Raw genomic sequence first — 12,340 nt, forward strand, 5'->3', positions numbered from 1 at the left:
GAACTTAAACACAAAAGGTATGTTGCGTAATCATAAATTAGCCAAAAATATATCTGATGTATCTTGGTCAAGTTTTGTGGCTAAATTGCAATACAAGGCTGACTGGTACGGGCGAGAAATCATCAAAGTAGACAAGTGGTTTCCATCTAGTCAAATCTGCTCAGAGTGTGGGCACAAAGACGGTAAGAAACCACTCAGTATTCGAGAATGGACTTGCCCTATTTGCCATACCCATCACGACCGAGATATCAATGCGAGTATCAATATTTTGAGGGAAGGTCTAAGAATACGATCATTGGTTTAGGTAGAATCAAGAACCGTAGGAACTACGGGGATAGCTTGGTAAATAAGAGACACCGCTGTTAGTAAAGAAATACGCTATCAAGTATGCTCTGTTCCCAAGAAGCTCCCACCTCAAGCGTTACAAACCGCTAGGTTTAGCTAAGTGGGGAGTAGTTCACTTAAAAGAAGACATCGATAATTTTGGTCCAAATCTCTGAAAAGCCACCAACAACAATCGCGGTAATCGGGATCAATGCCCAGATCCAAGCACGATTCCCTTGATTTGATTCTAACTTCAATCGTAAATTCTCATTTTCTAAACGTAAACGTTCGATTTCTCGTTCTAAATCATCCATTTGTTCATTTTCACCCATGTCCTTTTCCCCCTTTTCTTTTTAGTATAGCAAATTCTTAAGAATCTTTAGTCAGTCTTAAGAAGTATCTCGGACTTACTTTGTCAGAAAACCCAATAAATGTTACAATGAACCTAGTAAAATTATTGGAGGGACATCATGGCAAATATTTATGATATCGCAAACGAATTAGAACGCGAAATTCGCGCAACTGAACAATATCAAGCATTACAACAAGCTTTTGCAAAGCTAAAAGAAGAAGAAGAAGCTTATGCATTGTTTAAGGAATTCCAAGAATTCCAACAAACTTTACAACAAAAAATGATGGCTGGCGAAGAGATGGCTGAAGAAGATGCAACAAAAGCACAAGAACTTTCTCAAGCGATCCAAAGCCAATTGGCAATCGCTGATTTAATGGAAGCTGAACAAGCATTTAGCGTGTTGATCAATGATATGAACAATATCGTGATGACGCCAGTTCGTGAATTATACGAAGAAGCATAAAAAAAGAGGGGTGTGACAGATTTCTGTCACACCCTTTAAAAAACGACTAAATGGTGTTTTAGAAGTTGCTCTTTTAAACATAAGCCGAATCATTACCGAAATTTTTCTCGGAATGATTCGGCTTATTTCTTGAAACTTTCCACTTCTTTCATCATTCTTTTTAGCGAACAAACTTTCGCCTATCCACTGACTTTTCGGATACCCTATGATAAAATAAAACGACTAGGAAAGTAGGAGTGAAGCGTATGATTCGATTTATTCATTGTGCTGATTTGCATTTTGACCGCCCTTTTGAAGGGATCTCTGCGATCGATGAAGAACAAGCACAATTTTATCAATATAATGAACAGACGCTGAAAAATATCGTTGATGTAGCGATAGATGAAGCAGTCGATTTTGTGCTGTTTGCAGGCGATACCTTTCATCAAAATCGACCAACATTAAAAACACAACGTCTATTTTTTGAGCAAATGGAACGCTTGAAAAACGTTCAGATTCAAGTCTATTTAGCTTTTGGGAATCACGATTTTTATGACGCGACACGCTATTGGTTTGATTTCCCAGAAAATGTTCATCTCTTTACTACTGAACAAATCCAGACAATGATTTTTAAAAAAGATGCAGAACACTGTTATATCAGTGCATTTAGTTATACGAATCAATGGATCGATACCAAAAAAGTTCGTGAGTATCCCAATCGTGGAACTGAAGATTATCATATTGCAATGTACCACGGAGAAATGGGCAGTACACGCTACGCACCATTTCAACTAGGTGAATTACAAAATAAAGGATACGATTATTGGGCATTGGGGCACATCCATGTTCCGATGATACTCCAGGAACAGCCACCGATTATTTATGCCGGTACGCCAATGGGGCATTCACAAAAAGAAGATCAGATTCAAGGTGTGGTCCTTGTGACGTTGCAAAAAGGGCAGATCGCACAGTATCGATTTTGTGAGGTTGCAGCAGCCCAATGGCAAAAAAAACAATATTCTTTTGCAGCGATTCAAGATAAAAAAAGTGCTTTAGATCTATTATATCAACCAGTAGAACAAGAAAAACCGACTTTATATCAAGTGCAACTGATCGATACCAACCAATTGCCCAAAAACTGGTTAGAAGAGCAAGAAAAAGCAGAAGTAATCGCGTATCTAAATCGCCATGCGAAAAAAACACAACAGTGGATCTATGCGATCAAAGTACTCGAAGAAGATGAGGTGACGTTTACATTTGATGTCGATACCTCACAAATTCAAACCGCCATTGAACAGGTATCCAAACCGGAAGTATTTGAAACATTGATTGAAGACTTACGCAAGCAAACCAAAACAAGTCGTCTAGTTTCTTCTGATAGCTTCCGAATGGATGTGCTAACAGAAGTGTATCGTAAGGTGGCAGCAGAATTTCAATTGAAAGAAGGGGAATAAAGATGCGTATCTTAAAAGTTGAAATCACTGGTTTTGGTCACTATCGCCAGAAAACACTGACGTTTGATGCGCACAACCAATTATTTTACGGTGAGAATGAAGCTGGAAAATCGACTCTTTATCAATTTATCTATGCGATGTTGTTTGGCTTTACGAAAAAATCTGCTAAAAAACGCGACTATACACCACAAGACGGTTCAGCTTATGGGGGGCGTTTGTGGTTTGAGAATACTCACAAGCAATGCATCAAAATCGAACGCTTTCGCCAGGTCGATCGTGGAAAAGCAAAAGTGTTTATCGATGATCAAGAAGTTGCGATTGTCTTAGAAAAATTGTTAGAACCTTTGACACCACAGACCTTTCAAGAGATTTATACTTTTCAACAAGAGCAGTTATCGCAAATTGATCATTTGCAAGAACAAGAATTCCACGAAGCTTTACTTTCCTTAGGAATCAGTGGGAGTCAGCAATTGATCGAAGTCGTAAAACAAGAAGAACGCAATAGTCAACAACTGTTTCGACCACGAGGACGTAATTTACCTTTAAATCAAAAAATCGTGGCCTTAGAACGTTTGCAAGAAAAAATCACAGAAAAAGAACAACAAGAATCAACTGTCCAACAGCTTTACCATCAACTCAGCGAAATGAAACAGACGATGCAGACACTTGAACAAGAAGCGGTCACACTACGTCAAACGCAGCAAATTTTGGAACAACAGCGCCTAAATTGGCCCTTATATGAAGAATGGCAACAACTACTGCAACAAAATAAAACATTATTAACGGCGAAAGAGCAAGCACAGATCGAACAGATTTATCAGCAATATCAAGTATTAAGACAAGCCATTCAATTTAAGACGGATCAGATTGCCAAAATAGAGCAAGATCAAACTTCAGAACGTTACTTTTTTTATTTAGATCACGAAGCTGTGATCAAACAATTGAAGTCTCAGTATTTAGAGATCATGAAGGCGCTTGAACAAGAAGCGTCTAGTTTGAGCCAGCAACAAGAAATCAAGGTACAATTATCAAGATACGCAAAACAGTGGAATTTTACACCTAAAACACCACCACAAGCAATCGATCCACGCGTATATGAAGATCTTAGTGAACTAGAACAACTTCAAGAACAACAAGTACGTTTGGAAGAAAAATTGAATTGGTATCATGAAAAACAAAAATTAGTAGAAACAGAAGTCGCGCAGCTAGAAGAACAACTGGTTTTACTAGAGCCAGAAACTGCTAAGCTTTCGATAAAGAACATCGGCTTGGTACTTTTAGGTATTGTTTTAGGATTCGCGTTTCTTTTCGTGAACAGTTGGGTGGCACTTATGATCTGGGCACTTACTGGGATTCTTTTTATAGCGACTCTACGCAAGCGACCAAATACGCAAGCCTTAGAACTTTTAAAGGCACAATGGCAGGCTAAATTAACAGAAAGCAACAAGAGTCAAGCAGAAGTCGCAGCCCTGATGGCCGAGCATCACACACAGAAACAAAACATTAGCGTGCTTTTTAATCGTTTGAATCCTTTTTTTAATCAAGCACCACAAACTCAGTGGGAGGAAATCTTACAACATTATCAAGAAGCTGTGACAGATTATCAACAACTGGTTGAACAAGATGCACAAATCACAGAACAATTAGCACAGATCGAACCGCTATTAACCCAAACGCTGAGTGCTTTAAAACCCTTTTACGCATGGTTTTCAATTGCGACACTTTCGTTGGATCAACAAATAAAATATTTATTTGATTTTGACGAAGAGATGCAACAAGTCAAACTGGAACGCAGTCAAAATCCAAGTATGCAATTAGCGCGAGAGATCAAAGAATTACGCGAGCAAGAAACAACACTATTACAAGAAGCGACCGTCCATTTTAGCCAACAAGGGATTACACAAGTTGACGAGATTCCTGTTTTATTAAAACAATGGACGATCCAGCGTGAAAATAAAAAACGCCAAGAGGAACTAGCCACAATGTTGAGTCCGCTATTTCCTAAAACGATAACCAAAACGCAGTGGGAAATGAAAGTCGCACAAAATCAACAGCAGCTACTAGAAATAACTCAAAAACAGCAAGAACAAACGACAAAGATCCAACGTCTTACTTTAGAATTGGAGCAATTGCAAGAAGACGGTACATTAGATGAATGGTATCAAAAACGTACGCAGTTAGAAGATCAAGTTCGGCAAATGAGTGTACAGTGGGCAGCACAAAAAGTTCATGCAGCTTTATTAACTCAACTTGCAACAACAAGATCTGATGAACAGTTTCCACACTTGATGCAAAAAGTGTCCGAGTATTTCACGTTATTAACGGATGGACGTTATCAACAAGTTTTATTTCATGAAGGAAGTGTCTTGGTTCGTGATCATGTTGAACAATACGACATTTACCAGTTATCGACAGGAACCAAAGACCAATTGATCATGGCATTTCGATTTGCTTATTTGGCGATGCAAACTGCTAGCCATAGTCCAGTAATCATCGATGATGGCTGGCTACATTATGATCACAAGCGTAAATACCATTTAGCTAAACTTTTAGCTTATTTTGGCCGTGAAAACCAAGTCATTTGTTTGTCTTCTGACCGAGAAATGGTAAGCTATTATCAAGAGGAGCAACAAGCAGTGTTTATGCTCACAGAAGGGATGTGACGAGCTTCTAAGTGAAGCGTGTTGATGAAAAAATTAAGAGAACTAGCAGTTGATGAAACGTTCCAATTATTCGTATTGATCAAGCAAGCAGATGTCCGAGTCGCAAAGAATGGTAAAAAATTTATTGCGTTTACTTTCCAAGATGAAAGTGGAGCGATTGATGGGAAGTTCTGGGATGCTTCGGAAGAAGAAATTACCAAATTTGAAGCCGGAAAAGTTGTTTGCTTAGATGGCAAACGAGAAGTCTATCAAGGAAACCCTCAAGTTAAGATCATTCATCTGAGATTGACGAAGACGGATGAACCAAATGATCCAAGTTTATTTATGGATCGACCACCAGTAACAAAAGAAGATATGGAAGCATATATTAGTCAAACCTTTTTTGAGATTACTACACCTGCTTGGAATCGAATTGTTCGCTACTTATTTACACAATACCATCAAGAGTTTTTCACTTTTCCAGCAGCAAAAGTGAATCATCATGCGTTCAATGGTGGATTAGCGTATCATACGATGACGATGCTACGTTTAGCCAAAGCGATTGCAAAAGAATATCCTGATTTGGATGAATCATTATTATATGCTGGGGTCTTGTTACATGATTTAGGTAAGGTGATCGAATTAAGTGGCGCTGTTGCTACTGAATACACACTTGCTGGTAATTTGATTGGGCATTTGGTATTAGTCGACGAAGAGATCACAAAAGCTTGTATCGCATTATCGATCGATCCGGCAACCGAAGATGTTTTATTATTGCGTCATATGGTATTGTCTCATCATGGATTATTAGAATATGGCTCACCGGTTCGTCCTAAACTGATCGAAGCAGAAGTCTTACATCAAATCGATAATTTAGATGCTACGATGCAAATGCTACTGACAGCTAAAGGGCAAACAGATCCAGGAAATTATACGTCTAGTATTTTTGGATTAGATAAACGTCGCTTTTATATTCCAACAACACAAAAAAACAAGGACATCGATTGATGTCCTTGTTTTTTATTTGCTTGAAGAAGTTGTTGCTTCTTCAGTACTAGAAGTCGCAGTTGAACTAGATGTTGCAGTTGAAGTTGAAGTTGCTGCTGAGCTAGAGGTTGCTGCTGAACTAGAAGTTGCAGAGTCAGAACTTGAAGTTTTTTTATCTGCTGCATCGATAAATGTTTCTAATACAGAGCTAAATGCTGAGTCTTTGATTTTCACATTTTGATCTTTTAGGACTTCACCGATTACTTTTGTTGTAAAGTCAGAATCGTTTAGTTTAGTTTCTTCAGCGATTTCTTTTAGTTGATCTTTGTATTTGTCCATATCATTTCCTTTAGATGAAGTTTTCACCATTTTTACGATATAGAAGCTTTGTGTATAGGTTGATGTATTGGTTACAGCGATTGGATCAGAGATTTCACCATCTTTTAATTTCCAAGCGGCTTCTTGAACTTCAGCAGGAATTGTAGTTGAAGTAGAATCAAATTTTACTGTACCACCATCGTCTTTAGTTGTTGTATCCACTGATTTTTCTTTTGCGATTTTTGCAAAATCAGCACCATCTTTGCTTACTTCTTCTTTGATAGCTTTTGCATCATCTTCTGAAGAAGCCACGATGATTTGTGCTTCTACTTCAGGATGGAAAGATTCCCAAGCTGTTTTCAAATCAGCATCTGTCAATTTGATATGTGCTTTTAAGCCAGCTTCCATCGCTAATTGTTGTTTGATTGTTTTTTTGTAGCTTTCTTTTGTATAACCGGCTGCTTTTAATTGAGAATCAAAAGTATCCCCATATTGTTTAGCTTGCTCGTCGTATTTTGCATCAATTTCTTTTTGAGTGACTTTATCGCCATATTTATCTTCAAATGCTTGATAGATAATCATGTTACGTGCTAATTGTTGGTTAGCAGAAGTGTTTTTTGCTTCATTATAAAAGTCTGCTACAGTGATTTTGTTTCCTTTCATTGTGGCGATTTCTTCGCTACCTGTATTTGAACAAGCACCTAGAACCAACAAGCTCAATGCTGTCGCTGCTGTTAATAATAATTTTTTCTTCATGTGGTTTAAAACGCTCCTTGTCATCATAATAATAAATCGATTCAATTTCTCACAAATATTACTATACCATATATTTTTTTGAAAAAAAGAATATGTAAAAGGTTTCGGATAAAATTCATAAATTCGTCACCTTTTCTTTAGGAAATACTAGTTCAAACGTTCAAATTTGGCCTTTGCTTCTGCTAAGTGTTGCTGTAAAGTGCTGACTTGTTCATTGACACGCTCGATACGAGGCGTGATTTGAAATTCAAATGCATTCAAATCTTTTTGGAAAGCTTTGGTCGTTTGTGGCACGAGATGATCGACCGTTTGTTTTGTTGTTTCGATTTGCGCTTTGACCACATCTAGATCTGATTTGGTTTCTTCGAAATAATCTTTTGCATCGACGACGTATTCGCGTAATTCTTTTTGGAGGACTTTCCCTTTTTTAGGAGCAAATAATAAACCACTTACTCCGCCGATTCCGGCACCAAAAAATAGACCTTTAACGAAATCTTTCATTATTTGGCCACCTGTTCATGAATCTTTGCCGCTAAAGTCGTCAATTCTTTTTCGGTATAATCCTCCATATGGCTACCAAAATGCATCGAAAAATCGTCCTCTTTATGATAACGAGGGATCAGGTGAACATGTGAATGAAAGACAGACTGATACGCAAGCTCTTTATTGTTATTTACTAAATTTAAACCTTGTATATCAGGTAAAGCTTTTTCCAAAGCTCTTGCAATTTTTGGAATGCGTGAAAAGACCGTAGCAGCTAGTGTTTCATCGTATTCAAAAATATCGGTTACATGCTGTTTGGGGATCACTAGTGTATGTCCCTTTGTTACTTGGGTAATATCTAAAAAAGCATAGATATCTTGATCTTCGTAGACTTTATAACTGGGAATGTCACCAGCAATGATTTTACAAAAAATACAGTTTTCCATAAAAGAGCCTCCTCTAAACGTTTTTCTTTTAATTTTAGCACAGAACGAATAGAAAAGAAGACTTCAAGAATGATTTTCCATCGGTTTTAGCCTTTTACTTGCTAGTTTAGTGCTTTATCAGTAAAATGAAACAAGAAACTTTGAGAGGGGACCGTAATGAGATGGCAAAATTTCAATTGGGTGCAAGTGCCACACTTGCTTCAATGGCAATTCGTGTAAAAGATCGAGATAAGATGATTGCTTTTTATCGTGATATTATTGGTTTTGCATTAAAAGGAGAAGAGAATGCACTTGCAATCATGGGAATCAGTGATCAAAAAGCTGAGTATCTTTTATTGGAAGAAAGCCCTCGGGCAGATCAAGGCGTTGGTCAAATCAAAAAAATGGCTCATTTTTCTTTAGTAATTCCAACGAGAGCTGAATTTTTAGCAACAATTAAACGTTTACGTGATTATGGAACAGAATTGATCGAAGTTGCGGTTGAACCATTGACGATCGCATGTAAAGATCCTGAAGATAATGGGATCCAATTTATTTATCGTGATGATGCACTAGATCCAATCTATTCACTTGAGCAAATCGATACCTTGACGATCGATGTGACACCAAAATTGAGTTCAACTGTCTTTTTTGGACCATTTAATTTAAATGTCTATGAATTAGCTAAAGAGCAAGAGTTTTTACAAACGAAATTGGGATTTGTTCCATCACAAGATAGCATGATCTTCCAAAATGATTCTTTGGAAACGATGGTCTCATTGACATCTGTTACAGATGACCCAAGTGAATACGAAGCTCATGAAATCATTGGGTTAGAATTTATCCGTTTTATTTTAACGCAAGAAGACCTATTGGCTTTAGAAGCCCATTTTGAAGAACAAAACGTGCCATTTTATATCGACAAAAAGAAATCGATCTTAACGATCTATGATGCTTTAGGAGTCGAATGGTGGTTTGAACGTCAGAAATAAGTATAGTTTAAAGCGATCGTTCGTAAAGGATGGTCGCTTTTTTAAGGAGAACAGTATGTTTGAGCAAACAAAAGAATTGATTGCCCAGTTTTATCGTGAAGGAGTGTATCAGGGCTATATTACAACATTTATTGATCATGAACACTACGACACGAGGATCAAAGGATATGCGGCAATCGTTCCAACAAAGGAACGTCTAACAATGGAACACTATTTTGATATCGCTTCTTTGACGAAAGTAGTGGGTACAGTTAGTATTTATTTGAAATTGATTGAACAAAAACAACTGACATTAGATCAACCGATTTGTACGATCCTCCCTAATTTTAAAGATCCTTCTGTTACGATTCGGCAATTACTGACGCATACATCTGGGATCGAGACTTGGATCAATAATCGTGATCAATTGACTAAACCAGAACTACAAGCAGCATATCTAGAGCAAAAAGCAGGCCCCTTACAAGAAAAAAAACTAAACTATACCGACACCGGCTATATTTTGTTGGGAATGGCTTTAGAAAGCTATTACGATTTATCTTTAGCAGAAATTTTCCAGCAAGAATTGTTTACACCTTTAGAGATGGAGAAAATCCAATTTGGGCCAATCACGAAACACTTGGCTGTAGCGACAGAAAAACGCGGTGGCTCCGTGTTGAAAGGTCAGATCCATGATCCGAAAGCACGTATTTTAGGACAAGCAGGGCACGCGGGGTTATTTGCAACGCATGATACATTATTAAAATTTATCAACGAATTTCTAGCCAACGAACCGAAACTTTATAAAAAGCATACCTTGGATGATCTATTACACGATCAGACTAAAGTCCATTTGAAACGTAGTCTAGGGTGGGAACTAAAGACGATCGATGAACGTTTGGTGTTGTTCCATACTGGCTATACGGGGACATTTATCTTGATTGATCCACTGAAGCAGCGTGCATGGTTATTTTTGTCAAATCGCGTTCATCCTGATGATCATAGACAAGCCTATTTAAAAAAACGTGATCAATTAGTACAGACCTATCTTAAAGAATCTGAAAAAGAGGATCAAAAACAAATGTAAGCGTGTTATAATCGGAACAGAATGGATAAAGGAGCGATTAAATGGAACCGTTATTTTTTACACCCGTTTTTCAAGAGAAAATTTGGGGAGGCAATCGATTAGCAGAAGTATTTGGTTTTACGTTACCTAATGAAAAAATTGGTGAAGATTGGGCAATCAGTGCGCATCCACACGGTGTTAGTATTGTAGAAAATGGTCCTTATCAAGGAAAAAATCTAGCGCAATTATGGGATAGTGAAAAGGCCTTATTTGATTTTCCTAAACAAAAAGAATTTCCTTTGTTAGTAAAAATTTTAGATGCAGAAGAAGAGCTTTCTGTTCAGGTCCATCCTGATGATGCGTATGGTTTAGAGCATGAAGGGGAACTTGGAAAAACTGAATGTTGGTACATTATCGACGCCGCTCCAGGTGCTGAAATCATCTACGGTCACCATGCGCAGACAAAAGAAGAGTTTGCTCAGATGATCAAAGAGCAAAAGTGGGATGCGTTATTCCGTCATGTACCCGTTAAAAAAGGAGATTTCTTTTTTGTACCTAGTGGGACGATCCATGCGATCGGTGCAGGTATTTTAATTTTAGAAACGCAACAAAGTTCTGATACGACTTATCGTGTATATGACTATGATCGTAAAGATGATCAAGGAAATACGCGTGAGTTGCATATCCAACAGTCAATCGATGTGTCAACCATTCCAGCTACTTATGAAACACCGGCTATTAAAGAAACGCGTAAAGGGACCTCTGCTATTACGACGTATTTAAAAACTGCATTTTTCAATGTTTATGAGTGGGACGTCAAAGGAATTTTAACATTTGAAAAGCAAGCACCGTATACATTACTCACGGTGATCGAAGGTGCGGGTGAGTTAGTAGTTGATGGGCAATCATACGAACTTAAACCTGGTAGCAGTTGTTTATTGCCAGCTCAAATCACGAATTGGACGATTCAAGGCGAGTTAAAAATTATCGCTTCTGAACCCGGAGAAGAATAAAAAAGAAAGTGACAAAAATTTGTCACCTTCTTAAAAATCAAATAAACGGTATTTTAGAAGTAGTTCCTTTGAAAATAAGCCGTATCATTACCGAAATAGATGAATCTATTATCGGAATGATACGGCTTTTTTCTTAGAGTGGCTTACTTCTGTCATAAGCTCTCTTGATTAGAGCTGTGGTGCGATGACGGTTTCTCGTTGGATCAATTTATGTGGGACGACCATACGGATTCCACTGGCTTCTTTTTGTTGTAATTGTTGCATTAGTTGCTGTGTTGCGATTTTTCCTAAGGTTGCGACATCGATATCGATACTGGTTAAGTAAGGATGTGTCAAGGTAGCAAAAATCGAATTATTGAAACTGATCACAGAGATATCTTCTGGTACGCGATAGCCATACATCGTTAAGAGTTGCATCAAGCGAATCGCAAATAAATCATCAATCACAACAAAAGCTGTTGGATGTTGTTTGGAAAGAATCTGTTCAAAATCGACAAAATCTTCAGGTTGTTCAAAGGTAACAGCTTGATAAGTTGGTAAACCTGCCATCATCATCGCTTTTTGATAGCCAAAAAAACGTTCAAAATATAGATTTTCATGCGTTGTATTGGTCGCAAAAAAGATTTTTTTGTGTTGCTTTTCAATTAGATATTCAGTTGCTTGTTTTCCTAGTAACTGGTTATCATTATCGACATAACTGATTTCATTTTCATGGACATATGGTTGTCCAATCAAAACAAAAGGAACTTGGTGATCGATAAGATAGGTAATGATAGGATCTTTATCATCTGAATAGGTCAAAATAAAGCCATCAACGTGTTTTTGTCGGTGCATACGTTCAACGTTTGCTAGTAGTGTGTGAAAGTCGCGAGCAGAAGCGACAGCGACCGACATTTGATAATTTCGTGCTTCTTCATTGATCGTTTCGATGGTTTCAAGATAAAACGGATTGCCTAAACGTTCGCGCGAGTCTAGCGGGGGTAAGATAATGCCGATAGTGCTCGATACTTGTTTACCTAGGTTGCGCGCGGCAACGTTAGGTACGTAACCGAGCTCATCCATGACTTTGCGAACTTTGCGTTTGGTTTCTTCAGAAATACTAGAATGATC

The 12,340-nt window shown here is 37.8% G+C and carries 13 protein-coding genes; 8 read left to right on the top strand and 5 right to left on the bottom strand.

The window, feature by feature from the left end; genetic code table 11:
• On the top strand, positions 1-304 hold a 304-nt coding region (locus tag QZ413_RS00200), incomplete at its 5' end, for an RNA-guided endonuclease TnpB family protein (RefSeq protein ID WP_297074428.1).
• A 157-nt stretch (positions 305-461) separates the two neighbouring features.
• Here QZ413_RS00200 and QZ413_RS00205 read toward each other — a convergent pair.
• Positions 462-656 carry a hypothetical protein gene (locus tag QZ413_RS00205; RefSeq protein ID WP_297074430.1) on the bottom strand — a complete coding sequence of 65 codons (195 nt, stop codon included), beginning with the start codon at positions 654-656 and terminating at the stop codon, positions 462-464.
• 138 nt (positions 657-794) lie between these two features.
• Here QZ413_RS00205 and QZ413_RS00210 point away from each other — a divergent pair, with 138 nt between their 5' ends.
• The 4 genes from QZ413_RS00210 to QZ413_RS00225 all read left to right on the top strand — a co-directional run bounded on the left by QZ413_RS00210 (position 795) and on the right by QZ413_RS00225 (position 6,222).
• Entirely contained in the window at positions 795-1,139 is a 345-nt protein-coding gene (locus QZ413_RS00210; RefSeq protein WP_297074432.1) for a YlbF family regulator, read from the top strand.
• A 245-nt stretch (positions 1,140-1,384) separates the two neighbouring features.
• Positions 1,385-2,572, top strand: coding sequence for a DNA repair exonuclease (locus tag QZ413_RS00215; protein WP_297074434.1), 1,188 nt, complete (start codon positions 1,385-1,387; stop codon positions 2,570-2,572).
• Between the two features lie 2 nt (positions 2,573-2,574).
• Positions 2,575-5,235, top strand: coding sequence for an AAA family ATPase (locus tag QZ413_RS00220; RefSeq protein ID WP_297074436.1), 2,661 nt, complete (start codon positions 2,575-2,577; stop codon positions 5,233-5,235).
• 24 nt (positions 5,236-5,259) lie between these two features.
• A complete protein-coding gene (locus QZ413_RS00225; RefSeq protein ID WP_297074437.1) occupies positions 5,260-6,222 on the top strand; it encodes a 3'-5' exoribonuclease YhaM family protein in 963 nt (320 codons plus the stop codon).
• A gap of 12 nt (positions 6,223-6,234) precedes the next feature.
• Here the strand turns inward: QZ413_RS00225 and QZ413_RS00230 are convergent, their stop codons facing one another.
• The 3 genes from QZ413_RS00230 to QZ413_RS00240 all read right to left on the bottom strand — a co-directional run bounded on the left by QZ413_RS00230 (position 6,235) and on the right by QZ413_RS00240 (position 8,204).
• Positions 6,235-7,275: a peptidylprolyl isomerase gene (locus tag QZ413_RS00230; protein WP_297074438.1), complete on the bottom strand. Its 1,041-nt coding sequence runs from the start codon at positions 7,273-7,275 to the stop codon at positions 6,235-6,237.
• 147 nt (positions 7,276-7,422) lie between these two features.
• Positions 7,423-7,776, bottom strand: a complete 354-nt coding sequence (locus tag QZ413_RS00235; protein WP_297074440.1) for a YtxH domain-containing protein — start codon at positions 7,774-7,776, stop codon at positions 7,423-7,425.
• Entirely contained in the window at positions 7,776-8,204 is a 429-nt protein-coding gene (locus tag QZ413_RS00240; protein WP_297074442.1) for an HIT family protein, read from the bottom strand. Before QZ413_RS00240 ends, QZ413_RS00235 begins: the two co-directional genes overlap by 1 nt.
• A gap of 161 nt (positions 8,205-8,365) precedes the next feature.
• Here QZ413_RS00240 and QZ413_RS00245 point away from each other — a divergent pair, with 161 nt between their 5' ends.
• The 3 genes from QZ413_RS00245 to manA are packed head-to-tail and all read left to right on the top strand — an operon-like array spanning position 8,366 to position 11,230.
• Entirely contained in the window at positions 8,366-9,175 is an 810-nt protein-coding gene (locus QZ413_RS00245) for a VOC family protein (protein ID WP_297074444.1), read from the top strand.
• 55 nt (positions 9,176-9,230) lie between these two features.
• Positions 9,231-10,238 carry a serine hydrolase gene (locus QZ413_RS00250; protein ID WP_297074445.1) on the top strand — a complete coding sequence of 336 codons (1,008 nt, stop codon included), beginning with the start codon at positions 9,231-9,233 and terminating at the stop codon, positions 10,236-10,238.
• Between the two features lie 41 nt (positions 10,239-10,279).
• The gene (manA, locus tag QZ413_RS00255; RefSeq protein ID WP_297074446.1) at positions 10,280-11,230 is read left to right on the top strand and encodes a mannose-6-phosphate isomerase, class I; all 951 of its coding nucleotides are present in this window, start codon (positions 10,280-10,282) and stop codon (positions 11,228-11,230) included.
• A gap of 168 nt (positions 11,231-11,398) precedes the next feature.
• Here manA and QZ413_RS00260 read toward each other — a convergent pair.
• Positions 11,399-12,340, bottom strand: a 942-nt coding sequence (locus QZ413_RS00260; RefSeq protein WP_297074448.1) for a substrate-binding domain-containing protein, incomplete at its 5' end; no start/stop codon positions are given.

The sequence above is a fragment of the uncultured Enterococcus sp. genome (assembly GCF_913775425.1).
Taxonomy (GTDB): Bacteria; Bacillota; Bacilli; order Lactobacillales; family Enterococcaceae; genus Enterococcus_G.